The organism is Geodermatophilus sp. SYSU D00758, assembly GCF_054049955.1.
On record NZ_JBJGYK010000007.1, the window covers coordinates 131014 to 157335 of the forward strand.

Below are 26322 nucleotides of genomic sequence, written 5' to 3' on the forward strand. Positions count from 1 at the left end.
GAGCGTCACTGGCGTCAGGTGTCCCGTCGGCCCCGGGCGGCGCGCCGTCACGGCACCTCCCGGGTTCCGGCCGCCGCCACCGGCGCCGGTGCCGGGTGCAGTCGGACGTGGTCGGCGACGCGGTAGACGACGGCCATGAGGGGGACGGCCAGCAGTGCTCCGGCCAGGCCCCACAGGAGGGTCCCGGTGGTGACCGCCACGAGGACGGCGGCAGGGTGCAGGCGCACGGTGCGCCCGACGATGAGCGGCTGCAGCAGGTTGCCCTCGACCTGTTGCACGACCAGGACGACCACGAGGACGACGAGCGCGTCGGTGAGGCCGTTGGTGACCAGGGTGACCAGGACGGCGACCGCGCCGCTGACGGTGGCACCGAAGAGGGGGACGAAGGCCCCGAAGAAGGTCAGCAGGGTCAGCGAGCCCCACAGCGGCACCCCCAGTACGAGCAGGGCTGCCCCGATGCCGACGGCGTCGATGAGGGCCACCAGGAGGACACCGCGGACGTAGTGGGACAGGACCGTCCAAGCGCAACGCCCGGCGTCGTCCACCTGCTCGCGGCGACGGCCGGGGACCCTGACCAGCAACCAGGCCCACATGCGGGCGCCGTCCTTGAGCAGGAAGAACACGAGGAAGGCGACGAGGACGACCGCGGCCAGCAGGTAGAGGGCCATGCGGGCGGTGTCCGCCGGTGGAGGCGTCAGGTCGTAGATCCAGGCGACCACGGCATTGCGGACCTCGGCGACCTGGCCGGCGTCCAGGTCCAGGGGGCCCTCGGTCAGCCACACGCGGATCCGGTCGATGCCGGCGGCCAGCGGCCGGGACAGGTCGCGCAGCTTGGTGGCCGCGCGGAAGCCGACCAGGACGCCCACGCCGGCCAGCACGGCCAGGAGCAGGAGCACCGACAGCAGGGCTGCCAGGCCCGGGGGCGCCCCCCGGCGACGCAGCCAGCGGGCGAACGGCTCCACCAGGGCCGCCAGCAGGAGCGCCACGGACACCGCGACGGTGATCATGGGCACCCGTAGCAGGAACCAGAAGGCCAACCAGCCGACCGCCGCGAGAGCCAGGACCGCGCCACTCGTGGCGAGGGTGCGGACAGCCCAGGACGGCGTACCGAACCCGGCAGGGGGTCGGCCGGCGCGGTCGTCGTCCCTGATCACCTGTTCGGGGACCGGGTCACCGCGACCCGCCGTGGACGGCTCGCCACCGGGAGGGCGGCTCGCGCCCGGGTCCACCCGCGGACGTCTCACCGGGGCCGGCCGGCGTCTCACCGGGGCCGGCCGGGGGTGCCGCCCGGCGTCCCACCGCTGGAGTCGGGACGGGGAACCGGGGCTCCGGCAGACGGGAGGGACACCTTGGCGAACGCTCCTCGGTCGATCGAGGTGGATCCGGTACACATCCCTGGGTCCTCCACGACCGGACCCAGGAACCATCGTGTCGAGCCGGGTACCCCGCGACGTCCGCCGGACGGTCACCTCCCGCCGTCTGTCAGCGAACCGTCATCCCCGTCAGGTGGCTGCGGCATCGATGACGGCGGCGGGTCAGCCGGCCGACGCCACGGAGGCGCCGTCCTCGTCCGCCCGCCCGGCCACCCGTCCGACGCCGCATCCGAGCACTGCCGGGACGAGGCCGGTGCGCCCTCGGCCGGCGCCTCACGAGCCCCTCTGGTCAGCGTGGAGCGGGGCCGGCCGTGGGGTCGGCGTGCTCCGCCGGCGGACCCGTCGTCGGTGTCGTGGCCGGCTCCGCCGGGGTGACGGACCGGTAGTCCTCGCGGGTCACCGGACGATCCGTCAAGCCGGCGTCCGTCGGCGCCTCGATGGGCGTGCCCTCCCGGGTGAACCGGACGGAGCCCACCGCGGGGAGGTCGGTCAGCGTCCAGACGACCTGTGCCACGGCGAGCAGTTGGTCCTCTCCGTTCAGCGCGGTGAACCCGCGGTTCACCGAGACCGTGGTCGTGCCCGGGTGGAACGCCTCGTCGGCGGCGACCGCTTCCGGGGCGAGCGCGGTCCGGATCCCGCTTGCTGACTCCCGCCGGGTCGGTCCCTCCACCAGCAGATCGAGGGCCGCGACCGCGGTGGCGGCAGACGTGCGCCGCTCGACCGGGGCCAGGTCGGCACCCCGGACGAAGAACACGGTCAGCCTCGGCCCGGCCGGGGGAGCGCCGTCACCGCTGGCCACCGGGGGCTGCGCGACGTCGGGCACCAGCTCGGGCCGGTTCTGGGCAGGGATCCCGCAGCCGGTCAGCAGCACCGCGGCGACCAGGAGCGGCAGCGCACGCACGAGCACCCTCCTCCCGCTCACGGCTGCCGGTGGACCGGGAGTTCCACCACGAACCGCGCGCCTCCCGACGGGCTCTCGCCGGCCGTCACCGTGCCCCCCATCACCTTCACGTGCCGGGCCACGAGCGCGAGGCCGAGACCGGCGCCCTCCGTCCGGGTGCGGATGCTGCCACTGCCGCGGGCGAACCTGTCGAAGACCCGGCTCCGCTCGTCCTCGGGGATCCCCGGGCCGTCGTCGTCGACCAGGACACGGGCCGAGGTGCCGCCGCGGGACACGGTGACCCTGGTCAGCCCTCCACCATGCTTCTCGGCGTTGTCCATCAGGTTGGCCAGCACCCGTTCCAGTCGGCGCTTGTCGGCACGGACCACCACGTCCGAGGCCTGGGCGTCGACCTGGAGGCGGGGAGGCGTCAGGCCGGCGAGTTCCCGCCGGGCCAGGGCCTCCTCCACCAGGGCGGCGAGGCGGATCTCCTCCACGACGAGATCGGCGTCTCCCGCGTCGGCACGGGCGATCTCCAGCAGGTCCGCCACCAGGCGCTCGAACCGGAGCACCTCCGACCGGAGCAGCGCCAGCCCCTCCCGGCCGTCGGGGGACAGCTCGTGCGCGCTGCTCTCCACCACCTCCACGGCACCGAGCATCGCGGTGAGCGGGCTGCGGAGTTCGTGACCCACGTCGACGGCGAACCGTGCGTCGACGCGCACGCGGGCCTCCAGGGCGGCCGCGGTGCGGTTGAACGACGTCGCGATCGGTATCAGGGACGGATCCCCGCCGTGGTCGATGCGCGCGGACAGGTCGCCCTCGGCGATCGCCTCCGCCGCCGTCGCGATGCGGTCGAGCGGGCGCAGCGCCGGGCCGGTGACCCACCAGGTCACCGACAGCAGGAGAGGTACGAGGCCGAGGACGGCCATGCCCAGCACCGTCCCCAGGACGCGGTAGGTCCTGTCCAACTCGACGAGGGGGAAGGCCTCGAAGTACGCCTCGTCGAGGCCGGCGAGCGGGATCCCCACCACCATCATCGGTGCGGCCTGCACCTCGATGCGCTGCCGGGCGGCACTGCCGTCGATGACGGTCTCGGCCAGGAGGTCCGGGATGTCGTCCCGCCCCAGCTGCATCGACGTGGTCACCCACTGGCCGTCGTCGACGTAGAGGGAGATGGAACCCGTCTCGCGGGGGATCTGGCCGAGTACCTGTGCGATGGTCTGGCCCTGCGTCTCCAGGGCGCGCTGCACCTGGACGGCGTTGTCCGCGGCCTGCACCAGCGTGGTGCGTTCCCGCTGGACGAGCAGGTACTGGGAGACCGTGCCCCAGACAGCGATCGCCAGCGTGGTGCAGAGGACCGCGGTGGCCGCGGTCAGGGCGAGGGTTGCCCGCCCGCGCAGGGTCCGTAGCCGGGCCGCTCTCCGCGGGCGCGCCCCGCCGGGAGGCTCCGGGGCGCGGTCAGGTGCGAGTGTGCGGGAGAACAGGTGCGGACGGGACCGGGTTGCCGTCATCCCGGGGTGCGGTATCCCATGCCGCGGACGGTGGTCACGATGGTCGGGTTGCCCGGATCCGGCTCGATCTTCTTGCGCAGCCTCCGGACGTGGACGTCGACCAGACGGGAGTCGCCGAAGTAGTCGTAGCCCCAGACCCGTTCCAGGAGCTCTTCCCGGCTCAGGACACGGCCGGGCCGCTCGGCCAGTTCGCACAGGAGTCGGAACTCCGTGCGGGTGAGGTCGATCAGCTTCCCGTCGCGACTGACCGTGCCGTCCTGCGGTGCGATCTCGAGGGTGCCGACGGTGAGCCGGGTGCGGGGCTCCGAGGTCCGCTTCCGCCGGGCGAGGGCGCGGATCCGGGCAGAGAGCTCCTTGGCCACGAACGGCTTGGACACGTAGTCGTCCGCGCCGGCCTCCAGACCTGCGACGACGTCGTGGCTGTCCCCCCGGGCGGTCACCATGATGATCGGCACGTCGGAGCTGCGGCGGATCTCCCGGCAGATCTCGAAGCCGTCCTTGCCCGGCAGCATGAGGTCCAGCAGCACGATGTCGAAATCTCGCTCGGCCAGCCGATCCAGCCCCGACTCGCCGCTCTCCGTCCCGGCGACCTCCAGGCCCTCCCGCTCCAACATCATCTGGACGATCCGGCGGATCCGAGGGTCGTCTTCGATGATGAGCACCGATCGGGGCACGCCGGAAAGTCTGCTCACCTGCCGTCCCCACCACCAGTCGCCCGAGGACGAAAAGGCCCCTCCCGCCGCCGAAGTCATCAAGCCGTCACGGCAGAGCGAGCACTTCCGTCGGTATGTGACGGTCGGATGACGGGAGGTGGCGTGGTGGCCGGTGTTCCGGCCCGGAGGACCACGTCCCGGAGCCCTGGACCCGCGCCGGCCGGTGCTCCGGAACGGTGCCTCCGGCTGCAGGCCGACCGGGGTGTTCCCTGGTCGTGGCGGTGTACGCGGCCAAGGTGGACGTCCAGCTCCCGGCCGTGCTCCCCAGGCCTCGCCCGGCCCCCCAGGGGTGCGGGCCGCGCCGTGCCGACGATCGGCCTCGAGGAGACGGGTCGGGCCGATGCGGCGCCGATACTGGTCGTGCAGCCTGTGGCGAGCGGTCCGGATCGCCGTCGCGGGGATGCGTCGTCCGGTGTCGCCTCTTCAATTGTCGGACGAAGGGGAATCGGCTCTCCGACCATTCTCTCGTCAGTTCCGGTATCACCCCGACCGGCGACCGACTTGCGACCGACGAACCACCCTCAACAGCCGACGGCGTGCGGTGGGGTGACCCGCCTGACCTGCGTGTCCATCGCCGACCAGCGCCCGCCAACACCCTCGTGGACAACTCGCCGGGTCATCGGTCCGGGTCCGAACGGGGGAGCATCTCCGCGGGGCAGCGGCTCGTCCGGATGATCGTCCGGAACCCCGTCCTGTTCCCCAGTGTGGCGACGTCCGGGGCCGGCTGCTGACCGGGGGCCGTCATCCACCACCGTGGTGGACGCCAGGTGCACGGTTCGTCCGCCGCGGCTCAGCCGCGCGCCGGTCGTCCTCCACGCTCGCCCGGCGGGCCCTGCGGTGGGCCGCCATGCGCACGGGCGCGTTGGCGTCGCCGTATCCGTCGTAGTCCCGGATCCGCTGGACGACCTCGAAGAAGACCCGATCGCCCAGCACCTGGGTGTAGAGGTGGAGGAGGGTCCCGTCCGGTCCCTCGTCGTAGAACACGCCGTACTCGCGCAGGTCGGCCAGCAGTTCCGGGTGGAGGTCGAAGCGGGCGTCGAGGTCGTCGTGGTAGTTGGCGGGCACGGCGAGCAGGGGCGCGCCGGCGGCCCGCAGGGCGCGGGCCGTGGCGATGAGGTCGTCGGTGGCGAAGGCGACGTGCTGCGGGGCCGGGACGTCGGGGGACCAGCCGCCGCGGCGCAGCAACGAGGCGGCCAGCGCCAGCCGCACCGAGCGGTCGCGGGTGGCGACCGCCCGGTTGCGGATGAGCCCGAACGGGGCCGGGATCTCGGTGACCGCCTCCGGGCCGAGGCCGAGGACCTCGCGGTAGAACAGCGTGGCCTCCTCGAAGGAGTCGAAGGGCTGGGTGAGCCCCACGTGGTCGATCCGGGTGAGGTGGGTGCCGCTGTCCGGGGTCTCGCCGGTGGGGAGGAAGTCGGCCGGCCAGCCGTCCGGGCCGGTGCGGGTGAAGAAGACCTGGGTGCCGTCCGGTGCGGCCACGGCGGCGAGCTCGGCCTCGGCCGCGCCGCGGACCCGGGGGAGCACCGGGGCGAGCAGGGCGGTGGCGCGGGCGGCCGACCGCGTCGGGTCCTCGCTCTCGAGACCGAGGGCGGCGACCTCGGCGATGCCCGGACCCGCGGGCCGGACGACGGAGGCGTTGAGCAGCACGCGCGCCTGGCCCTGCTCCCACAGCTGGACGGGCTTGGAGCGGTGCTGGCCGGTGTGGGTGAAGCCGAGGCCCGCGAGGGCCGCGCTCACCCGTGGCCCGGAGACGCCGTCGACGGCGAGCTCGGCGAACGAGTGACCGGTCAGCCGCGGCGCCGGCGGCGGCGCGGCCAGCCCGAGGTCCGGGCGCGCGGTGGCCACCCGTTCCTCGAGCCAGCGCAGCGAGCGCATGGCGTCGACCGCGGTCCGGGCCGGGTCGGCCTGGCGGAAGACGTCGTTGAACACCTCCAGCGACAGCGGCCCCGCGTAGCCCGCGTCGAGGACGGAGGCCAGGAAGCCGGGCAGGTCGAAGGCCCCCTGCCCGGGGAAGAGGCGGTGGTGGCGGCTCCACTGCAGGACGTCCATCTGCAGGTGCGGGGCGTCGGCCAGCTGCAGGAAGAACAGCTTGTCCCCGGGGACGGCGGCGAACCCGGCCGGGTCCCCGCCCCGGGACAGGACGTGGAAGCTGTCCAGGCACAGACCCAGGGCCGGGTGGTCCGCCCGGCGGACGGCGTCCCAGGAGCGGTCCCAGGTCGAGACGTGCCGGCCCCAGGCCAGCGCCTCGTAGGCGATGCGCATCCCGCGGTCGGCGGCGAGGTCCGCCGCGGTCGCGAGCTGCTCGGCGAGCCGGTCGGGGTCCTCGACGGCGTCGGGGGCGACCGACGAGCAGACCAGGACGGTGTCGGTGCCGAGGGCGGCCATCACGTCGAACTTGCGCGCCGCCCGGCGCAGGTTGCGGGCGAACCGTCCGGGGTCGGTGGAGTCCAGGTCGCGGAAGGGCTGGTAGAGGTCGATCGACAGGCCCAGGTCGGCGCTGCGGGCGGCGACCTCGGCCGGCGACCACGGCGCGGCGACGAGGTCGGGCTCGAAGACCTCGATGCCGTCGAACCCGGCGCCGGCGGCCGCGGCCAGCTTGTCCTCCAGGGTGCCGGACAGGCACACGGTGGCGATCGCTCGCCGGACGGCGGGGCCGCTCATGACGGGAGGCCCTTCCGGTCGGGGGCGGGTCGGCCGCCCACGGGGGTGCCGGTGGACCGGCGCAGCCGGAGCTCGGAGGGCACCACCAGCTGCGGGGGTGAGCCCGGGTCCCGGCCGGGTGCCCGGGCGTCGAGGAGCAGCTCCACCGCGGCGCGGCCGACGTTGGTGTGCGCCCCGCCGAGGGTGGTGAGCGACGGGGTGCACAGCTCGGCGGCGAAGATGTCGTCGAAGCCGGCGACGCTGACGTCGGCCGGCACGCGGACGCCGCGCTCGGCCAGCCGGCGCAGCACCCCGATGGCCAGCAGGTCGTTGTGCGCGACGACCGCCGTGGCGCCGGTGGTCAGGGCCGCGTCGGCCGCCGGGCCGCCGCTGGCCACCGTCGGGGTGAACGGGCCCAACCGGGTCGCGTCGAGCCCCAGCTCCAGCGCGGCCGAGCGGATGGCCGCCCAGCGGCTGGCCGCCATCCACGAGTTGCGCGGGCCGGAGAGGTAGACGACCGACCGGTGCCCGAGCGAGGCCAGGTGGGCGACCATCTGCCGGCAGCCCTCGGTGTGCTCCAGGACCACGCTGGCCAGGCCCGGCACCTGGCGGTTGACCATCACGATCGCGTGCGTGGCCGCGAGCTCCAGCAGGTTCTCCTCCGGCTGCCGGCTGGCCGCGAGCAGGAAGCCGTCCACCGACCGGGACAGCCGCCGGACCTGCTCGAGCTCCATCCGCGGCGACTCCTCGGCGTTGACCAGGACGAGGGTGTAGGCCGACGCCTTGGCCCGCATCTCCGCCCCGCGGATCAGCTCGAAGAAGTGCGGGTTGGTGATGTCGGAGACGACCATCGCGATCGTCTGCGTCCGCTGCGAGATCAGCGCCTTGGCGTGCGGGTTGGGTTGGTAGCCGAGCTCCTCGGCGGCCTGCATCACGCGGGCGCGGGTCGCCGCGCCGATCCGGCCGGGGCTGCCGAACGCGCGCGAGACCGTGGACGTCGCCACGCCCGCCACCCGGGCGACGTCGTAGATGGTCGGGCTGCTCACCCCCCCATCACAGTCCGGTCACGACGTTTTGGCAACAATGCGCAACCGTTTGCGCGCCCCCGTCGGGCGCTCCTACGGTCCCCCCGTGCTGTGACGACCGGCACAGCAGCCGGTCGAGGGGAGGGAGCGCGGATGGCCGAGCGGGACGGAGCGCCCCCGGCGCGACGGTGGTGGACGACGCCGGTCGCGGTGGTCACGCGGGTGGAGCTCGCGCTGGCCGGCGCGGCGCTGGTGGTGATGGCGGCCCTGGTGCTGCTCCAGGCCGCCCAGCGCTACCTGCCGGTGGGCGGCTGGTCGTGGACCGGTGAGCTGGCGCGCTTCTGCCTGGTGTGGGTGACCTTCACGGTGGCCGGGGTGCTGGTCACCACCGACTCGCACATCGCCCTGCAGCTGGTGGACACCATCCGCCGGCCCGTCGTCGTCCGGGTGGTCCGGGTGATCGCCAGCGCGGTCGTCGCCGTCATCGGGGTGGCCTTCGCGGTCGAGGCGTGGGAGCTCATGGCCTCCCAGGGGCGGCTGCGCTCCCCGTCGCTGCGGATGCCCCTGTGGGTCCTCTACCTCTTCCCGTTCCTCGGCTTCGCCAGCACCGCCGTGCGCGGTGCGGTGGCGGCCGTGGTCTTCGCGGTCCGCGGCGTCCCGGCCCCGGCCGGCGAGCGGGGGGTGCGCCCGGCATGAGCACCGAACTCGTGCTGCTGACCGTCGGGATCGTGGTCCTGCTGCTCCTGCGCGTGCCCGTCGCCTTCGCCTTCCTCGGCCCCTCGCTGGCCTACATGTGGCTGACCGGGCAGTCGGTGGGGCTCAGCCTGCGGCTGGTCGTCAACGCGACGGCGAGCTTCCCGCTGCTGGCCGTGCCGCTGTTCATCCTGCTCGGCGTCATCGCCAACCGCGCCGGCATCGCCGACCGGCTGTTCGACTTCGCCCTCGCGCTGCTGGGGCGGGTGCGCGGCGGGCTCGGCTACGTCAGCGTCGGCGTCAGCCTCGGCTTCTCCTGGATGAGCGGCTCGGCGGTCGCGGACGCCGCCGCGCTGGGCAAGATCCAGATCCCGGCGATGCTGCGCAACGGCTACCCGCTGCGTTTCGGGCTCGGTGTCACGGGCGCGGCGTCGCTGATCGCCCCGGTGATGCCCCCGAGCATCCCCGCGGTCATCTTCGCCGGGCTGGCGGCGGTCTCGACGGGCGGGCTGTTCGCCGCCTCGGTCGTGCCCGCGCTGCTGATGGCCCTCGGGCTGTGCGTCGTCGTGTTCGTCCTCGTGCGACGCCAGCGGGACATCGTCCCCACCGAGTTCTCCGCCCACCGGCTGGCGGTCACCGGGCGGCGGGTGATCGGGCCGATCCTCGCCCCGGTGATCATCCTGGGCGGCATCCTCGGCGGCTTCTTCACCCCGACCGAGGCCGCCGCCGTCGGCGTCGCCTACATGCTCGTGCTGGGCCTTGCCTACCGGAGCCTGCCCCTGCGGGCACTGCCCGCGGTGGTCACCGAGGCGGTGGTCACCACCGGGGCGATCATGCTGATCGTCTCCTCGGCCTCCCTGCTGGGCTACATCCTCGCCCGCGAGCGGGTGCCCCAGCTGCTGGCCGAGAACGTCTTCGGGTTCACCGAGAACGGCACCGTCTTCCTGCTGATGACCGCCGTCCTGATGCTGGTCCTGGGCACGGTCGTCGACCCGACCGCCGTCCTGGTGCTCGTCGTGCCGATCCTGCTGCCGATCAGCGCCACCTTCGGGGTGGACCCCATCGTGCTCGGCGTCCTCATGATCGTCGCGCTGATGATCGGGTTGCTCACCCCGCCGGTCGGCACCGTGCTGTACGTCCTGAGCACGGTCGCCGACACCAAGGTGAGCAACGTCTTCCGCGGGTCGCTGCCCTTCATCGTCCCGCTGCTGGTGATCCTCGGGCTGATCATCGCCTTCCCGGACGCCGTGCTGTGGCTGCCGGAGGTGCTGGGCCTGTGAGTGCGCACCCCACCGACCGGGCCGCCCGCCTCTCCTGCTCGGCGGCGCTGCTCGGGCAGGGCATCGGCCCGTCGCTGTCCCCGGAGCTGCACGAGCGCGAGGGCGCGCGCCAGGGGCTGCGCTACACCTACAAGCGGGTGGAGCTGGGGGACGACCAGCTCGGCGCCGACCACCTGCGCCCGCTGCTGGCGGCGGCGGTCGAGCTCGGCTTCGACGGGCTGAACGTCACCCACCCGGTCAAGCAGGTGATGGCCCCGCTGGTCGACGAGCTGGCGCCGGAGGCCGCCGCCATCGGCGCGATCAACACCGTGGTCGTCGAGGACGGGCGCACCCGCGGCCACAACACCGACGTCACCGGCTTCGCCGAGGCGCTGGCCGACCGGCTGCCCGGGGTGGCGCTGGACCTGGTGGTGCTGGTCGGCGCCGGTGGTGCCGGCGCCGCGGTCGCCCACGCGCTGGTGGCCGCCGGCGCCGGCGAGCTCGCGGTCGTCGACCGGGACACGGCCCGGGCCCGTGCCCTGGTGGCCTCGCTGCCCGACACCCACCGCAGCGCCGGCGTCGCCGAGCCGGAGGCGCTGCCGCGGCTGCTCGCCGCGGCCTCCGGCCTGGTCAACGCCACCCCGGTGGGCATGGCCGCCCACCCGGGGACGCCGGTGCCCACCGAGCTGCTCGACGAGCGGCTCTGGGTCGCCGACATCGTCTACCGCCCCCTGGTGACCCGCCTGGTCTCCGACGCCACCGCCCGGGGCTGCCGGGTGATGACCGGCGCCGGCATGGCGGTGAACCAGGCCGCCGACAGCTTCGAGCTGTTCACCGGTCGCACCGCCTCCCGCGCGGCCATGCAGGCCGTCTTCGACGAGCTGGTGGCCGCCGAGGTCACCGCAGCCGCACCGCCCGACCGCACCTGACCGTCCCGACGAGGGGAGACCTCATGTCCGTCCGCCCGCCGCACCGCCGCGTCGTCCTCGCCGCGTCCGCCCTGCTGCCGCTGGTCCTCGCCACCGCCTGCGGCGGGGACGACGCCGGCGGGGGAGGAGCCGCCGGGGGAGGTGACGTCGAGCTGACCCTGGCGCACAGCTACACCGAGCAGCAGCCCCAGCACCGCTGCGGCGCCCAGGTCATCGCCGACGAGGTCGCCGCCGCCGACGTCGGCCTGACCGTGGAGATCTACCCCAACAGCCAGCTCGGCGGCGACGCCGACCGCATCCAGTCGGTCGTCTCCGGCGACATCGACCTCGACATCCAGGGCGCCTCCGCGCTCGGTGCGGTGTACGAGCCGATGAGCGTCGTCGACGCCGCCTACGCCTTCGACGACGGCGAGCACCTCGCCCGGTTCTTCGGCAGCGACGCCTCGCAGGAGCTCACCCAGGGCTTCGCCGACGCCACCGGCGTCGAGGTCCTCGGCGCCTGGTCGGCCGGGGCCCGGCACTTCACCGCCAACCAGCCGATCCGGGAGCCGGCCGACCTCGAGGGGCTGCGCATGCGGTTCCCCAACTCGCCGCAGTTCCTGATGAACGCCCGCGCCCTGGGGGCCGAGCCCACCGAGGTCGCCTTCGAGGAGCTCTACCTGGCCCTCCAGCAGGGCATCGTCGACGGCCAGGAGAACCCGATCGTCAACATCGACGCCCTCAACCTGGGCGAGGTGCAGGACTACATCAGCCTGTCCGGGCACCAGGAGAACTCCAACCTGGTCATCGCCGGACCGGCCGTGGCGGAGCTGTCGGACGAGCAGCGGGAGGCCCTGTCGGCCGCGGTCGAGACGGCCGTGGAGCAGGTGCCCGGCTGCGTCGAGGAGGACGAGCAGCAGATCCTCGACGAGTGGACCTCCGGCGGCGAGTTCGAGGTGGTCGAGGACGTCGACACCGACGCCTTCCGCGAGCGGGTGGAGCCCTACCTGCGGGAGAACTTCACCGAGGAGCAGCTGGCCGTCTACGAGGCCATCCGCGACTCGGCCGAGTGACCGCGGCACCGCCCACCACCCCCCGGGACGGCGCCGGCGAGCGCCGTCCCGGGCCGGTGGTCCAGACCCTCCGCGGCCCCGTCCGGCCGGACCGGCTGGGGACGACGCTCATCCACGAGCACGTCTTCGTCACCAGCCCGGAGCTCGACGTCAACCACCCGCACCCCGAGTGGGACGAGCCCGCGGCCCTCGAGCGGGCGGTCACCGATCTGACCCGGCTGCACGAGCTGGGGATCGGCACGCTCGTCGACCTCACCGTCCTCGGCCTGGGCCGCGACATCGCCCGCCTGCTGCCCGTGGCCGAGCGCGTCCCGGTGCACCTGGTGGCCTCGACCGGCTACTACACCGACGACGTCCTGCCGCCGTTCTTCCGCACCCACGGGCCGGGCCGGCTGGTGGGCGGCCCCGACCCGCTGGTCGAGTTCTTCGTCCGGGACATCGAGGAGGGCATCGCCGGCACCGGCGTCCGCGCCGGCATGCTCAAGGTGGTCACCGACGCCCCCGGCATCACCGAGGACGTCGCCCGGGTGATGACCGCCGCCGCGGAGGCGCACCGGCAGACCGGCGTCCCCCTCACCACGCACAGCCGGCCGGACCTGCGCAACGGCCTGGAGCAGCAGGCCTTCCTGCGGGCCCACGGGGTGCCGCTGGACCGGGTGGTGGTCGGGCACTCCGGGGACACCGAGGACCTCACCTACCTGCGGGTGCTCATGGACGCCGGCTCCACGATCGGAATGGACCGCTTCGGCATGGAGCACGTGCTGCCCGACGAGCGGCGGGTGGCCACCGTGCTGGCGCTGCTGCGGCTCGGCTACGCCGACCGGATGGTGCTCTCGCACGACGCGGCCTGCTTCAGCCGGGTCACCCCGCCGTCCTGGCGGGCGGTGCACGCGCCGCGCTGGCACTTCGAGGACATCCCGCGCCGCATCGTCCCGATGCTGCTCGAGGGCGGGGCGACCGAGGCCGACGTCCACCAGATGACCGTGCTCAACCCGGCGCGGCTGCTGACCCCGAGCACGCCGTGACCCGCGTCCGGGTCGTCGCGGCGGCGGAGGCGGCCGGCGTGCCGGTCCTGGTCGGCCACCACCGACGGCACAGCCGCTGCTGGGCACCGCCCGCCGGCTGGTCGCCGACGGCACCCTCGGGCGCCTGGTCGCCGTCCAGGGCAGCGCGCTGTTCACCGAGCCCGACGACTACCTCACCGCCGCCCCCTGGCGCGCCGAGCCCGGCGGGGGACCGATCCTGATCAACATGGTCCACGAGGTGGACGGCCTGCGGTCCCTCTGCGGCGAGATCACCGCCGTGCAGGCCGTGGCGACCAACCGCACCCGCGGCTTCCCCGTCGAGGACACCGTGGCCGTCACCCTGCAGTTCGCCGACGGGCGCGCTGGGGAGCTTCCTCCTGTCCGACACCGCCGCCGCACCGCGCAGCTGGGAGCAGACCTCCGGGGAGGACCCGAGCTACCCCCGGTATCCGGAGGAGGACTGCTACCTGCTCGCCGGCACCCGCGGATCCCTCGCCGTGCCCAGCATGCGGCTGCGCACCTACCCCGGGCGCCGGTCCTGGCGGGAGCCGTTCGAGGCCACCGTCGCGGCCGTCGAGCCGGCCGATCCGCTCGTCCGGCAGCTCGACCACTTCTGCGGCGTCGTGCGCGGGACGGCGACGCCGCTGGTGGACGGCCGGGACGCCTTGTAGACCCTGCGCGGCACGCTGGCCGTCGCGGCCGCGGCCCGGTCAGGTGCCGCCGGTGGGCAGGTGACCGGCGCCTCCGAGCTCGTGCCGCCTCCTGGTGCCGGTGGGGCGTCACCCGGCCCCCCGGGGGCCCGGGTCGTCCCGGGGTTCTTGACGAGGTGGGGGACGGAGGACGTCGAAGTCGGTGGCATGGCCCGCGGCCGGCAACGGTTCGATGAACGTCGCGCTGGCGGCGCTCCGATCCGGACCGCCCACGCGGTGGCTGCCGATCGGCTGCGGCCGTTCGGTGGGCGTCGCGGCGGTCGCGGTGGGCGACGTCGAGGACGGGCCTGCCGTCTGGCGCGGCTGGGTGGTGGAGGGCGACGACCGGCCGCTCATGCCGGGCGCGTGAGCAGCTCGGCGAGGTTGCGGTCGATGACCTCGTTGTCGGCCTCGTTCATGCCCAGGCCGCCGAAGTGGCCCCAGACGGTGTCGAGCACCCGGACCTCGCCGTCGGGGATGTGCTCCGACCAGGCCTGCTCGTCCTCGGGCGGGAAGTAGAGGTCGGTGCGGGCGGGCATGGCCATGAGCGGGCAACGGATGGAGCGCAGTGCGGCCTCCGTGTCGCCGTCGAAGCCCGGCGTCCTGCCGACGTCGCCGTGCTCCCAGGTCCAGAGCATGGCCAGCAGGTCGTTCGGGTCGCGCTCGGCGAGCCAGTAGCCCTCCCAGAAACCGACGAGGAAGTCCTCGAGCGAGGAGTAGCCCATCGAGCGGTACTCCCGCTGCCAGTAGAAGGCCTGGGACAGGCCCCAGCCGGCGTAGATGCGGGCGAACGCGCGGATGCCGGCGGTGGGCGGTGCGTCGGGGGAGTACTCGCCGGCGCGGAACGCGGGGTCGAGGGTGAGCGTGGCGCGCAGGCTCTTGAGGAAGACCTGGTTGTGCTCGCTGGTCCGGGGGGAGCCGACGATCGGGGCGGCGCGCTTGACCATCTCGGGGTGGCTGACCGCCCACTGGTAGGTCTGACCCGCGCCCATGGAGGAGCCGAGCACCAGCTCGATGCTCTCGATGCCCCACTTCTCGGTGAGCAGCCGGTGCTGGGCCTCGACCTGGTCGTGGAAGGTCACCCGGGGGAAGTGCGGCCCGTCGAACGGCGGCGGGGTGTTGCTCGGGGACGACGAGAGCCCGTTGTTGATCTGGTTGGGGACGACGACGAAGTAGTCCTGCGGATCGCACGCCCGGCCCGGGCCGATCGACCACTCGTTGGCGTCGTGCCAGGCGCTGAACCAGGTCGGGTGGACGATGACGTTGGACCTGTCCTCGGCGAGCGTGCCGTAGGTCTTGTACGCCAGCTGCGCGTCCCGGAGGGTTCCCCCGGCCTGCAGGGGCAGGTCGCCGAGGTCGAACGTCTCGTGATCGGTGGGCCGTGGCACGGCGGCTCCTTTCAGGTGAAAGGTTCGCCTGTCAGCCTGGCGCTATCCCGTGGAGCCCCGCAACCCCTGCGCTCGACCGGAGTCCGTCGCCAGCCGCTCCAGCAGGCGGCGCAGGGTGCGGGTCTCCGCCGCCGACAGCGGGGACAGGCCGTCGCGCTCCGCCGCGGCGATGCGGGGGGCCAGCGTGCGGCACAGGGCACGGCCGCGTTCGGCGGCGAAGACGAGGACACGGCGGCGGTCGGCCGCGTCGACGTTGCGGTAGAGCAGGGCGCGCTCCGCCAGCCGGTCGACGACGCGGGTCACCGTCGGGCCGGTGATGCGGGTGCGGCCGGCGATGTCGCTCATCGAGAGGGGGCCGTGCTCGACGAGGGTCCACAGCACGCGCCACTGGTCGAGGGTCAGGTCGGCGTCGCCGAGGATCTCCTCGACGCGGTCGCTCAGACCGTCGGCGGCCTGCCGGAGCAGGTCCACGTGGGGCAGCGAGCTCCCCTCGTTCAGCTGCCGCATGCGTCTCTCTTCTCGCCCCGGTGGCCCTTCCCTCGGCCGGGTGGGATCAGCATAGTGGGCTCTCACCCGGCTGCCCGGTCAGCGCGGTCGCCGGGGCCAGCGCTCCTTCGCCGTGCACGGCCGCCGGGAGGACGGGATGCCTCGGGCCCGAGACGTCGCGCGCATCGGCCTGGTGGTCCCGCTGCAGGGGCCGGCCGGGCTGTTCGGGCCGTCCTGCGAGGCCGTCGCCGCGACGGCGGTCGCCCTGGTCAACGCCTCCGGCCTGCTGGAGCAGGAACTCGAGCTCGAGGTCGTCGACGGGGGCGCCCGTCCCGACCTGGTCGGCGCCGAGGTCGCCCGGCTGGTCGACGCCGGCCGCATCGACGCGGTCACCGGCTGGCACATCTCGGCGGTCCGTCACGCGGTGGCCCCGAGGACCGCCGGCCGGGTCCCCTACGTGTACACGTCCCTCTACGAGGGCGGCGAGGCGCGGCCCGGGGTGTTCTGCTCCGGCGAGACCCCGGGCCGGCAGATCGCTCCTGCTCTCCGCTGGCTGCGCGACGAGTGCGGGGTGCGGCGGTGGTTCGTCGTGGGGGACGACTACGTCTGGCCGCGGGCCTCGGTCGCGGTGACCCGCCGGTTCGCCCGGGAGCTCGGTCTGGACCTGGTCGGGACGGCGTTCGTGCCCCTGGGCACCACCGACTACGGCGGTGTGCTCGAGCGCATCCGACGGACCGACGCGCAAGGGGTGCTGCTGTACCTCGTGGGGCAGGACGCGGTCCAGTTCAACCGGGTGTTCGCCGCGCGGGGGCTGCAGGAGCGGCTGGTCCGCTTCACCCCGCTCATGGAGGAGAACATGCTCCTGGCCAGTGGAGCGGAGGCGACGAGGAACCTGTTCGTGTGCGCCTCGTACTTCCGTTCGCTGGCCACCGCATCGGCGCTGGAGTTCAGCGGCGCCTACACCGATCAGCACGGGCCCGACGCGCCCCCGCTGAACAACGCCGCCGAGTCCTGCTTCGAGGGGCTGATGGCGCTGGCCGCACTCGCCGCCCGCGCCGGCGGACTCGACGTCGGGCGGATGCTCGCCGTGGCCGACGGGCTCGGCTACGACGGGCCGCGCGGCGCGGTGTCCTTCTCCGGCAACCACCTGCAGCAGCGCGTGCACCTCGCGGTGGCCGACGGCTACGACTTCGACGTCCTGGCCTCCCTGTAGGGAGGGGCTTGACAACTCCTTTCACGTGAATAAGTTTCACTCGAAAGGAGTTGACCCATGGCGACCTACGTGTTCCGCTGCCCCGACTGCTCGGTCTTCGAGGTCGTGGTACCGATGTCCGCGGTCCGGCCCACCCACGCCTGCCCGGCGTGCGGGGCCGACTCCACCCGCGTGTTCACCGCCCCGGCGCTGAGCACGACGCCGGCGGCGCTGCACCGGGCCGTGGCCGGCGCCGAGGCCAGCGCCGAGACACCGCAGGTGGTGCGGTCCATCCCCGCCGGCGCGCCGCGGCCGCGCAGCCGCCGGTGGAGCCCGCAGACCGGAGCGACCCCCATCAGCGCCGCCGCCCGGCCGGCCGGTCCCCACCAGCCCCTGCCGCGCTGGTGACGCCGTGGCCACCGTCGGGCTGCTCTACGTCGGCGCGGTGCTCGTCGTCAACGGGATCATGCTGCTCGGGTACGTGGACCCGCGCGGCGCGGCACCGCTGAACCTGTTCGTCGGCGCGCTGCAGGTCGTGACGCCGACGTACCTGATCATCTTCGCGGCCGGCGACCCCGCGCGGATCGCCCTCGCCGCGGGCCTGTACTTCTTCGGGTTCACCTACCTGTGGGTCGGCATCAACGCCATCACCGGGTGGCCGGCCGAGGGCCTGGGCTGGTTCTCCCTCGTCGTCGCCGCCGCCGCCGTGGGGTTCGCGGTCCACTCCTGGGCGGTCGTCGGCGACCGGGTCTTCGGCGTCATCTGGCTGCTCTGGGCCGTGCTCTGGTTCTCCTTCTTCCTGCTCATGGCCCTGCACCGGGACGGCCTGACCGCGGCGATCGGCGTCCTGGCCACGGGGGAGGGGCTGCTCACCGCCCTCGTCCCCGCCTACCTCATCCTCGCCGGCTGGTGGACGGACTCGGTCCCCGCCGCCGTCACCGTCGCCGTCCTCGGCCTGGCCCTGCTCGCCGCGAGCGCGCCGCTCGGCCGGTCCCTGACCACCCCCGCCTCCCGTGTTCCCGCCCAGCCCGGCACCGCGCCGGGCGCCCACTGAGAGAGGAAGCCGCCGTGCCCGAAGTCGTGTTCAGCGTCGACCAGAGCAGGTCCATGCGGGACCAGGAGGTCCCCGGCCACAACCGCTGGCACCCCGACATCCCCCCGGCGGTGACGGTCCGGCCGGGGCAGGACATCCGGGTCGAGTGCAAGGAGTGGACCGACGGCCAGATCGGCAACAACGATTCGGCCAACGACGTCCGCGACGTCGACCTCTCCCACGCCCACATGCTGTCGGGCCCCATCGCCGTCGAGGGGGCCGAACCCGGCGACCTGCTCGTGGTCGACATCCTCGACCTCGGCCCGGTGCCGCAGACCCAGGGGCCCAACTGCGGCGAGGGCTGGGGCTACTCCGGGATCTTCGCCAAGGTCAACGGCGGCGGCTTCCTCACCGACTACTTCCCCGACGCCTACAAGGCCATCTGGGACTTCCGCGGCCAGACCTGCACGTCCCGCCACGTCCCGGGCGTCCAGTACACCGGCATCACCCACCCCGGCCTCTTCGGCACCGCACCCTCGCCCGACCTGCTGGCCCGCTGGAACGCCCGCGAGCGGGCGCTGATCGCCACCGACCCCGACCGCGTCCCCCCGCTGGGGCTGCCCCCGCTGCCGGACAACGTCCTGGGCGGCACGGCCACCGGCGACATCCTGGAGGCCATCGGCCGCGACGGCGCCCGCACCGTGCCGGCTCGTGAGAACGGCGGCAACCACGACATCAAGAACTTCACCCGCGGCAGCCGGGTGTTCTACCCCGTCTACGTCGACGGGGGCCTGCTCTCCGGCGGTGACCTGCACTTCAGCCAGGGCGACGGTGAGATCAACTTCTGCGGCGCCATCGAGATGGGCGGCTACATCGACTTCCACGTCGACCTCATCAAGGGCGGCATGGAGACCTACGGTGTCACCACCAACCCGATCTTCATGCCCGGCCGGGTGGAGCCGCGCTACTCGGAGTTCCTCACCTTCATCGGCGTCTCGGTCGACCACCGCGACGACACCAACCACTACATGGACGCCACGCTGGCCTACCGCAACGCCTGCCTCAACGCCATCCGGTACCTGGAGAAGTGGGGCTACACGGGCGAGCAGGCCTACCTCATCCTCGGCACCTCGCCGATCGAGGGGCGCATCGGCGGCGTGGTCGACATCCCCAACGCCTGCTGCTCGGTGTTCCTGCCGACCGAGATCTTCGAGGAGGACATCCGTCCCGGTGGACAGGGTCCGCAGCGCAAGGACCGCGGGCAGGTCTGCGTCACCTCCTGACCGGACAGGGATGCGCGCGGGCGCGGGCGGGACGGCGGCAGCCGCCCCGCCCGCACCCCTGCCGGTGGCCGGTCGCACCGGCCGGTGACCGGTGAGCCTGCGCAGCAGCGACCGTCGGCAGCCATCCCCCCGGGTGCCGACCGCCCGCCTCGTCGCCTCCGGGGTGACCGCGAACCTCGCCGTGGGGACCCTCTTCGCCTGGAGCCTCGTGGCCCCCCGGGTCATGGCGGACGTCGGAGCGCCACCCGGCGCCGCCCCGGCCGTGTTCGCGCTGGCCATCGTGGTGTTCACCACCGTGCTGCTGGCGGTGGGCCGGGGGTTGCGACGTCTCGGCCCGAAGCGGCTGCTGGCCGTCGCAGCGGTCGCCGCCGGCGCCGGGCTGGCCCTCACCGCCGCCGGACGGCACCCCGCGATGCCCTGGCTCGGCGTGGGGCTGCTGTTCGGCGCGGCCAACGGAACCGTGTACGGGGTCGCGGTGTCCCTCGCCGCCCGCGTGCGCGAGGGGCTCCGGGGGACGGCCAGTGGCCTGGTCGTCGGTGCCTACGCCGCCGGGCCGGTGCTCCTCGGCCTGGTCGCGCCGGCAGCGCTGTCCGCCGCCGGCTGGCGGACCTGCCTCGTGGTGCTCGCCGTCGTCGTGGCCGCACTCGTGAGCCTCGCCGCCGTGCTCGCGCCTCCCGGCCGGGAGGACCCACCCTCCCCGGCCGGGGGCGCGGCACCCGTGGCGGGCCGGACGCTGGTGACCCTGTGGGTCCTGTTCGCCGGTGGGTCCGTGCCCGGTCTTGCGGTGTTCGCCACCGCCGCATCGCTGGCGCTCGCCCGGGGCCTCGACACCCGGGCCGCCGGGGTGGCCGTCTCCCTGCTGGCCGCGGGGAACCTGGCCGGCCGGCTGGTGACCGGCTGGTGCTCCGACCGCACCGGGCGCCGACCGGCCCTGGCGGCCGCGCTCGGGCTGACCGCCGTCGCCCTGGTCGGCCTGGTCGCCCCGGCCGGACCCGCCGTCGCGCTGGTCGCCTTCGCCGTCATCGGCCTGGCCTACGGCGCCGTCTCCGCACTCGTGCCCCCGCTCACGGCCGACCGGGTCGGCGTCCACGCCTTCCCCAGCGCCTACGGCCGGGTGTTCACCGCCTGGGGGTGCGCTGGTCTCGCTGCACCCGTCGTCGGCGGTCGGCTCGCCGCGGCCGCCGACGAGCAGCCGGCGCTGCTGTTCCTGCTGGCATTGCCGCTGGTCCCGGCCGTCGCCGCGCTGGCCAGGCTGGGGCGACAGGGTCGTCCGTCCTCCTCGACGGGGTGAGCGTGCCGGCTGGAGCGGCTTGGTCGGAGCCACGGTCGCGACCGGAGGCGGGGCAGGGGCAGCCAGCAGGCCGGGCAGCGGTTCGCGGTGGTGGTGCGGTCTCTGATCCGCCGGGCCGGCGACATCCGGTCCTCGCATGGGGCCTGGACCCCATCTTGGCCGCGACACGTGGGCCCGGCTCCGCCGATGGCGCACGCTTGGACCGGCAGGAGGCGGGAGGAGGGGTGGTCCATGGCGCAGCGACGTCGCGGGTCCGGGCGGATCGGCTTGCCGTTGTTCTGGCGGGTGTGCTCGATCAACGCAGCGGTGTTCGCGGTGGGCGTCCTGCTCCTCGCCGCGACGCCGGCCACCATCTCCTGGCCCATCGCGGCGACCGAGGCGCTGCTGTTGGTCGTCTGGCTCGCCGTCCTCATGGCCGCGAACGCGACGCTGCTGCACATCGTCCTGTCCCCGCTGGATCGACTCCGCCACGTCATGGGGGACGTCGACCTGCTGCGACCCGGGCACCGTTTGCCGGACGGCGGCAACGACCCGGCCTCGGCCCTGGTCCGCAGCTTCAACGCGATGCTCACCCGTCTCGAGTCCGAGCGCGCCGCCAGCGCCGGTCGGGCGCTGGCGGCGCAGGAGGACGAGCGGCGCCGGGTGGCGCAGGAGTTGCACGACGAGGTGGGCCAGAGCCTGACCGCCGTGCTGCTCGGCCTGCGGCGGGTGGTCGACAGGGTCCCGACCGACCTGGTGCCGGAGATCACCGCGGTGCAGGAGACCGCGCGCACGAGTCTCGACGAGGTCCGCCAGGTCGTGCGGCGCCTGCGGCCGGGCGTCCTCGACGATCTCGGACTGGTCAGCGCCCTGGCATCGCTGGCCAGCGAGCAGGCCCGCCTGACCGGTGCCCGGGTGGAGCGCCGGTTCGGCTCGACGATCCCCGACCTGGACGACCGGGTGGAGCTGGTCATCTACCGGGTGGCCCAGGAGGCGCTGACCAACGTCGCGCGTCACGCCGGCGCGGACTCCGTCGTGGTGGAACTGACCGAGAGTGTCGGAGGAGAGGCGTTGGTGCTGCGGGTATCGGACGACGGGCGCGGGATGAACGGGCATCCCGAGGGCGCGGGCCTACGGGGGATGCGGGAGCGGGCGCTGCTCGTCGGCGCCGACCTGACCATCACCGGGGGCGGCGCTCGAGGGACGGACGTCCGGCTGGAGGTCCCGATGCGTCCACGATCGGAGCGGTCATGAGACCCGGCCGGCCCACCCGGACCCTGGTCGCCGACGACCACGGGGTCGTCCGGCACGGCGTGCGCGCCCTCCTCGACAACGAGCCGGACTTCACGGTCGTCGCCGAGGCCGGGGACGGTGCCGAAGCCGTCGCCCTCGCGAGAGAAGTGGCGATCGACCTGGCGGTCCTCGACGTGGCCATGCCGCGGATGACCGGGCTGCAGGCCGCGCGGGAGATGTCCAGGAGGTGGCCGGCCATGCACATCCTGATGCTGTCGATGTACGACAACGACCAGTACTTCTTCGAGGCGCTGAAGGCCGGTGCCTCCGGCTACGTGCTGAAGTCCGTCGCCGACCGGGACCTCGTCGGTGCCTGCCGCGCCGCGGTCCGCGGCGCCCCGTTCCTCTACTCCGATGCACTGGCGTCCCTCATGCGGGAGTACATCCAGCGCTCACAGCGCGGGGAGCAGCCACCGGACAGCCTGCTCACCGCGCGCGAGGCCGAGATCGTCAAGCTCATCGCCGAAGGCCGGGCGTCCAAGGAGATCGCGTCACTCCTGGTCATCAGCGTGAAGACCGTCGAGCGCCACCGGGAGAACATCTTGCAGAAGCTCGGCATGCGTGATCGGACCCAGCTCACGCGCTACGCCATCAAGTCCGGACTCATCGAGCCATGACGATCGCCGCGGCACAGACCGAGGGCGTCAGCCCGGTGGCCGGGATGCTCGCCGAGATCGTGGCGGCCGCCAGCGCCCGGCACGGCGTCTCCCCCTCCCTCCTGGACGGCTACCCGCAGGCCTTGGTGGCGGTGGCGCGGACGGGACGTCAGCTCAGCCTCGAGGAGGAGGCCACGTGCAGTCGCCTCGGGCGGCAGGCGGTGGAGATGGGCGTGAGTCTCCCAGCGCTGGTCGACCTGCACATGCACACGTCGCGGCGGGTGTGGTCCCGGCTGCCCGAGCTGCTCGGCGCCTCGCGGGAGCGGCCGCTCCGCGGCACCGAGCTGCTGGGCATCGGCGAGGCCGTGTGGCGGGCCGCCGACGCCGCGTTGGGTGCGTTGACCGCGGGGTACGTCGAGGCCCAGCGGCTCGTCGTCCACCAGCAGGAGGAGGAGTGGCGCGAGTTCGTCGACGACCTGTTCACCGGTGGATCCGGCGTCGCCGCGCTCATCGAGCGCGGGGAGTCCTTCGGGCTCCAGCTCGCCGCCGGCCGTCACGCCGTGGTGGTGATCGAGTGCGACCGCGCGGTCCTCGCGGGCAGTGGCATCCGCGGGATCGTGGAGACCGCCGCCCGGGCGCGTCTCGGCAACCGGGGTCTGCTCGTGGCGGCGAAGGACGGGCGGGCGGTCTGCGTCGTCGCCTGCCCGTCCGACGACGGCTGCGGCGCAGATCTCGGGTCGCGCCTGGCCGAGCTCGCCGGCCCTCTCGTGTCACGCACGGTCGGTGGTGCCGCCTGGCGGGCGGGGGTGGGACGGCCGCAGGCCGGACCGCGGGGCGTCCAGCGCTCGTACCAGGAGGCGCTGGCAGCGCTGGACACCGCTGGCCGCCTGGCGCTGCCCCAGCACGTCGTCCACGCCGCGGACCTGCTGGTGTACCGGGTACTGGCCCGGGACGAGACGGCGCTCACCGAGCTCGTCAGCGCCGTGCTGGGCCCGCTGGCGCAGGCTCGTGGGGGAGTGCAACCGCTCCTCGAGACGCTGGAGGCCTACTTCGCTGCCGGCGGCAACGCCACCGAGGCAGCCCGCCGGCTCCACCTGAGCGTCCGAGCCGTGACCTACCGGCTGCAGCGGGTGCAGGAACTCACCGGCTACGCAGCGGGGAACCCTGCCCACCGCCTGCCGCTGCTCGTGGCGGTGACCGGTGCGCGGCTGCTCGACTGGCCGCGACGCTCCGCAGCCAGCGGCTGACCACCGTCCCGGCCGGTCACCGCCACGCTGCCGGGGACGACTTCGCGGCTGCGTGTCGCCCCCACGCGGGCTCGGACGTCGGTCCACCAGGCCGTGACCCCGGTCCAGCCCTGGACGGCGGCCGGCGGTGGTCACCTACTCCTCGGGTGGTCGGTGCGTGAGGTGGGTGGGCCGTCGGGGCGGCCCTGGATGTGGTGTTCGGGCCCGCGGCGCCTGCCGTCGCGCAACCAGTCGTCGAAACCCCGCGGGTCACGCTGCCGGAACTCGGCGAGCAGTGCCTCCTGCCACCGCGCGGCGGCGTGACCGGGGTGGTCCCAGGACGGCCGTCGTTGCCAGGCGCTGCTGCGCCACTCGGCGAACAGGTCGTCGAGCGGCAGCACCCTCAGCAGCTCGCGGGGCGGCGCGGTCTCGGCCTGCGGATCCCGCGGCCGAGAGGGTGGACGGGGGCGCGGGTCCGCGGATCCCGACGGTGCAGTCGAGGACCACACGTCATGGGCCCACACGGCGCTGAGAGCTGCCGACAGCCCCACCATCACGAGGAACAGACGAGCGCCGAGCGTGCCGAGCTGGCCCACCCCGGCGAAGAACGGCACGAAGAGCGCGCCGACGACGGCCGCGGGCAGGAACCGGGTCAGGGGTCCGCTCGTCGTCGCACGCGTCGTCTCGTGCGCGGCTCGGGCGAACAGCAGTCCGAGGAGGCCCGTGCCCGGCGTGGTCACCAGCAGGACGAGCGGCCCGAGGTGCGCGGCACCGATCAGTGCCACGGTCACGTAGAGACCGCCCAGCGTCCACGTGGTCGGCCGGACCAGGGACCGCCACAGGGGCTCGGGCCGGGCGCTGCCGGTGCTGCCGAGGGCGTCGGGCATCCGACCTCCTGCCGGTTCGGGTCGCCGGTGACAGGCCGGCCGACCGGTGCGTCGAGCCCTGAGGACCTCGGCGGGTCCGGGAGGCCCGGCCCGTTCTCCGCGGCGGCCCCGGCCGGCGACACCGTGGACCGGCTGCCGCCCGGACCCTGCGGCCGGGTACGCGGGAGGCCCCGGTGGGACGCCGGCGTCCGCACGAGGCAGAGCTCCTGGCCCTCACCCGTCATCGACCCGAACGCTAGGGGCGTCCCGGTCACTCGTCGAAGGACTACGTCGGCGAAGAAGTTGCGACGGCATTGCCGAACGCGGTCGGTTCGCCTCGCGGGGCCGCTACCTACCGAGGACACCACTGCTCTCCTCCTGGCGGCTCCGCCGACGAGCGGCACCCCACGGTCCCTGCTCCGGCCAGGACGGACCGTCGGGCATCGAGCCCGCGTCCAGGAGAGGTCCACGCCGTGGGGTGGTGCGGTGTTCTGGTCCCGGTACGGGCTGTCGTGGTGGACGGCCGTGCTCGTCGGGGTGTGCACGGGGCTGGCGTTCGCGGTGGTGCACCTGTCAGCTCCCGAGTTGTTGCTCATCGGGGGCGGTATGGCCGTGCTCGGCGTGGTCCACGGCTTGCTGGTGCGGGGCTTCGAGCTCCGCGGCGACCGGCGGCGGGTGCTCATGTCGGGACTGCTGCACGCCCTGCCCACCGTGGCCGTCGGCCTCGTGCACGAGTTCGGGTACGCGGGCCTGCTCGCGACCGCCGCTCTGGGACTCGGAGGGCTGCCGCTCCACCAACGGCACCGGCTGCACACCCGGGTCCAGGCAGCAGCGCCCATCCCGGCGGGGTGGGCTCGCCCCGGAGCCGCACGCCTCGGGGGAGTCTCCCGAAGACACCCCGCAGGTGTCGGTGCGTCGGGCACCGACCGGCCACCGCCGGTGAGCACGTCGAGCACGGCGCAGCTGTGCCACGACTGGCGCCTCAGCCACCGGCAGCTGCAGTGCACCGGCGGCGTCGACGGCCGGCATGCCGTGGTCCGGCTGCGCGCTCGCTACCTCGACGAACTGGAGCGCCGCGATCCGACGGGGTTCGCCCGGTGGCTCGCCGGTGCGCGAGCCGATACGGACCCGGCCCCCTTCATCACCTCGCCACGGCGTCACTGATCCCCGGCCCGCCCCACCCACTCGCCCGCAGCCCGTGGGACCGACCGACGTCCGCAGGGTGACGGCTTCGACCGTGGTCCGGCCGCCGGGCACGAGCGGGCCGCCATCCCTCGACCGGTGGGACGCGGTCTTGCGGACACCGGGCAACCGGGCGGCACCACTGTCGTCCGATCGCGGGCGCTGGCCGTTCCGGGCCGGCGGCCTACGTTCCCGGCATGACGCACGGAGACCTCCTCGAGGGCAGGCCGGCGGCGGCCCGGGGCGGTGCACAGCGACGCCCTGCGCCGGTCAGCGACGCACTCCCCGGGCCGGTCGACGGTGCGGCCCCGGCCACGCCCGCGTGGGATCTCACGATCACCGTCCGGTGCGGGGACCCGCGGCCGCTCCTGCAGATCGGCGGTGAGCTGGACCACGGGTGCGCGCCTCTCGTCGCGGCGATGGTCGACCACGTCGAAGCCGTTCACGGCCGGCCGGTGCTCGTCGACCTGACCGGCGTTCCCTACGCCGACACCCACGGCCTGGCCCCCCTCCTGCGCAAGGGTGTGGAGATCCGGCGGACCTCACGGCAGGTGCACCGGCTGCTCCGTCTGCTCCTCCTCGATCCCGGTGAGCGGCCCCTCACGGTGTCGTCACCGGCCTGAGCGCCACCGGGAACGAAGCAGGCGGGGTCGCCGCTGCTCGGGTTCGACGGGAGCTGGGGTTCGTCGTCGAGGAGCCGCGCTCCGGCGGGCTACCT

At 74.1% G+C, this 26322-nt stretch carries 26 protein-coding genes and 1 pseudogene; 18 read left to right on the forward strand and 9 right to left on the reverse strand.

The window, feature by feature from the left end; all coding sequences use genetic code 11:
* Positions 1–47: 47 nt before the first annotated feature.
* From ACI8AC_RS07380 to ACI8AC_RS07405, 6 genes are all read right to left on the reverse strand, one after another.
* The gene (locus ACI8AC_RS07380; RefSeq protein WP_456896673.1) at positions 48–1427 is read right to left on the reverse strand and encodes an AI-2E family transporter; all 1380 of its coding nucleotides are present in this window, start codon (positions 1425–1427) and stop codon (positions 48–50) included.
* Positions 1428–1662: 235 nt separating this feature from the next.
* On the reverse strand, positions 1663–2274 hold the full coding sequence (locus ACI8AC_RS07385) for a GerMN domain-containing protein (RefSeq protein WP_456896675.1): 612 nt from the start codon (positions 2272–2274) through the stop codon (positions 1663–1665).
* Between the two features lie 17 nt (positions 2275–2291).
* Positions 2292–3764 (reverse strand): sensor histidine kinase, encoded by a 1473-nt coding sequence (locus tag ACI8AC_RS07390; protein WP_456896677.1) that lies wholly within the window; start codon positions 3762–3764, stop codon positions 2292–2294.
* On the reverse strand, positions 3761–4438 hold the full coding sequence (locus ACI8AC_RS07395; RefSeq protein WP_456896679.1) for a response regulator: 678 nt from the start codon (positions 4436–4438) through the stop codon (positions 3761–3763). Before ACI8AC_RS07395 ends, ACI8AC_RS07390 begins: the two co-directional genes overlap by 4 nt.
* A gap of 780 nt (positions 4439–5218) precedes the next feature.
* The gene (locus ACI8AC_RS07400) at positions 5219–7138 is read right to left on the reverse strand and encodes a bifunctional sugar phosphate isomerase/epimerase/4-hydroxyphenylpyruvate dioxygenase family protein (protein ID WP_456896681.1); all 1920 of its coding nucleotides are present in this window, start codon (positions 7136–7138) and stop codon (positions 5219–5221) included.
* Positions 7135–8163, reverse strand: a complete 1029-nt coding sequence (locus tag ACI8AC_RS07405) for a LacI family DNA-binding transcriptional regulator (protein WP_456896683.1) — start codon at positions 8161–8163, stop codon at positions 7135–7137. Before ACI8AC_RS07405 ends, ACI8AC_RS07400 begins: the two co-directional genes overlap by 4 nt.
* A gap of 132 nt (positions 8164–8295) precedes the next feature.
* Here ACI8AC_RS07405 and ACI8AC_RS07410 point away from each other — a divergent pair, with 132 nt between their 5' ends.
* From ACI8AC_RS07410 to ACI8AC_RS07445, 8 genes and pseudogenes are all read left to right on the forward strand, one after another.
* Positions 8296–8838, forward strand: a complete 543-nt coding sequence (locus tag ACI8AC_RS07410) for a TRAP transporter small permease (protein ID WP_456896685.1) — start codon at positions 8296–8298, stop codon at positions 8836–8838.
* Positions 8835–10115 carry a TRAP transporter large permease gene (locus tag ACI8AC_RS07415; protein WP_456896687.1) on the forward strand — a complete coding sequence of 427 codons (1281 nt, stop codon included), beginning with the start codon at positions 8835–8837 and terminating at the stop codon, positions 10113–10115. Before ACI8AC_RS07410 ends, ACI8AC_RS07415 begins: the two co-directional genes overlap by 4 nt.
* The gene (locus tag ACI8AC_RS07420) at positions 10112–11023 is read left to right on the forward strand and encodes a shikimate dehydrogenase (protein ID WP_456896689.1); all 912 of its coding nucleotides are present in this window, start codon (positions 10112–10114) and stop codon (positions 11021–11023) included. Before ACI8AC_RS07415 ends, ACI8AC_RS07420 begins: the two co-directional genes overlap by 4 nt.
* A gap of 23 nt (positions 11024–11046) precedes the next feature.
* Positions 11047–12075 (forward strand): DctP family TRAP transporter solute-binding subunit, encoded by a 1029-nt coding sequence (locus ACI8AC_RS07425; protein WP_456896691.1) that lies wholly within the window; start codon positions 11047–11049, stop codon positions 12073–12075.
* Positions 12072–13100: a phosphotriesterase family protein gene (locus ACI8AC_RS07430; protein WP_456896693.1), complete on the forward strand. Its 1029-nt coding sequence runs from the start codon at positions 12072–12074 to the stop codon at positions 13098–13100. The genes ACI8AC_RS07425 and ACI8AC_RS07430 overlap by 4 nt, the downstream gene beginning before the upstream one ends.
* A gap of 97 nt (positions 13101–13197) precedes the next feature.
* Positions 13198–13461: pseudogene (locus ACI8AC_RS07435) on the forward strand (Gfo/Idh/MocA family protein); the annotation flags it as partial.
* 136 nt (positions 13462–13597) lie between these two features.
* Positions 13598–13771: a hypothetical protein gene (locus ACI8AC_RS07440; RefSeq protein ID WP_456896695.1), complete on the forward strand. Its 174-nt coding sequence runs from the start codon at positions 13598–13600 to the stop codon at positions 13769–13771.
* 181 nt (positions 13772–13952) lie between these two features.
* Positions 13953–14159 (forward strand): hypothetical protein, encoded by a 207-nt coding sequence (locus ACI8AC_RS07445; protein WP_456896697.1) that lies wholly within the window; start codon positions 13953–13955, stop codon positions 14157–14159.
* Here ACI8AC_RS07445 and ACI8AC_RS07450 read toward each other — a convergent pair.
* Positions 14143–15177, reverse strand: coding sequence for an alpha/beta fold hydrolase (locus ACI8AC_RS07450; RefSeq protein ID WP_456896699.1), 1035 nt, complete (start codon positions 15175–15177; stop codon positions 14143–14145). The genes ACI8AC_RS07445 and ACI8AC_RS07450 overlap by 17 nt on opposite strands.
* Positions 15178–15219: 42 nt before the next feature.
* Positions 15220–15684 carry a MarR family winged helix-turn-helix transcriptional regulator gene (locus tag ACI8AC_RS07455; RefSeq protein WP_456896700.1) on the reverse strand — a complete coding sequence of 155 codons (465 nt, stop codon included), beginning with the start codon at positions 15682–15684 and terminating at the stop codon, positions 15220–15222.
* A 136-nt stretch (positions 15685–15820) separates the two neighbouring features.
* Between ACI8AC_RS07455 and ACI8AC_RS07460 the strand changes: the two genes are divergently transcribed.
* From ACI8AC_RS07460 to ACI8AC_RS07495, 8 genes are all read left to right on the forward strand, one after another.
* Positions 15821–16876 (forward strand): substrate-binding domain-containing protein, encoded by a 1056-nt coding sequence (locus ACI8AC_RS07460; RefSeq protein WP_456896702.1) that lies wholly within the window; start codon positions 15821–15823, stop codon positions 16874–16876.
* Between the two features lie 57 nt (positions 16877–16933).
* Positions 16934–17263: an FmdB family zinc ribbon protein gene (locus ACI8AC_RS07465; RefSeq protein ID WP_456896704.1), complete on the forward strand. Its 330-nt coding sequence runs from the start codon at positions 16934–16936 to the stop codon at positions 17261–17263.
* A 4-nt stretch (positions 17264–17267) separates the two neighbouring features.
* Entirely contained in the window at positions 17268–17909 is a 642-nt protein-coding gene (locus ACI8AC_RS07470; RefSeq protein ID WP_456896706.1) for an AmiS/UreI family transporter, read from the forward strand.
* 14 nt (positions 17910–17923) lie between these two features.
* Complete coding sequence (gene fmdA, locus ACI8AC_RS07475) at positions 17924–19171, forward strand: formamidase (protein ID WP_456896709.1); 1248 nt, start codon at positions 17924–17926, stop codon at positions 19169–19171.
* A 133-nt stretch (positions 19172–19304) separates the two neighbouring features.
* Positions 19305–20462 (forward strand): MFS transporter, encoded by a 1158-nt coding sequence (locus ACI8AC_RS07480; protein WP_456896710.1) that lies wholly within the window; start codon positions 19305–19307, stop codon positions 20460–20462.
* 231 nt (positions 20463–20693) lie between these two features.
* Complete coding sequence (locus tag ACI8AC_RS07485; RefSeq protein ID WP_456896711.1) at positions 20694–21695, forward strand: HAMP domain-containing sensor histidine kinase; 1002 nt, start codon at positions 20694–20696, stop codon at positions 21693–21695.
* Entirely contained in the window at positions 21692–22351 is a 660-nt protein-coding gene (locus tag ACI8AC_RS07490; RefSeq protein ID WP_456896713.1) for a response regulator, read from the forward strand. Before ACI8AC_RS07485 ends, ACI8AC_RS07490 begins: the two co-directional genes overlap by 4 nt.
* Entirely contained in the window at positions 22348–23577 is a 1230-nt protein-coding gene (locus tag ACI8AC_RS07495; RefSeq protein ID WP_456896715.1) for a PucR family transcriptional regulator, read from the forward strand. The genes ACI8AC_RS07490 and ACI8AC_RS07495 overlap by 4 nt, the downstream gene beginning before the upstream one ends.
* Positions 23578–23708: 131 nt before the next feature.
* Here ACI8AC_RS07495 and ACI8AC_RS07500 read toward each other — a convergent pair whose 3' ends face one another.
* Positions 23709–24443 (reverse strand): hypothetical protein, encoded by a 735-nt coding sequence (locus ACI8AC_RS07500; RefSeq protein WP_456896717.1) that lies wholly within the window; start codon positions 24441–24443, stop codon positions 23709–23711.
* A gap of 465 nt (positions 24444–24908) precedes the next feature.
* Between ACI8AC_RS07500 and ACI8AC_RS07505 the strand changes: the two genes are divergently transcribed.
* Together ACI8AC_RS07505 and ACI8AC_RS07510 are read left to right on the forward strand one after the other, a co-directional pair.
* The gene (locus ACI8AC_RS07505) at positions 24909–25586 is read left to right on the forward strand and encodes a hypothetical protein (protein WP_456896719.1); all 678 of its coding nucleotides are present in this window, start codon (positions 24909–24911) and stop codon (positions 25584–25586) included.
* A gap of 215 nt (positions 25587–25801) precedes the next feature.
* Positions 25802–26227, forward strand: coding sequence for an STAS domain-containing protein (locus tag ACI8AC_RS07510; protein WP_456896721.1), 426 nt, complete (start codon positions 25802–25804; stop codon positions 26225–26227).
* The last annotated feature ends 95 nt before the right edge of the window (positions 26228–26322 follow it).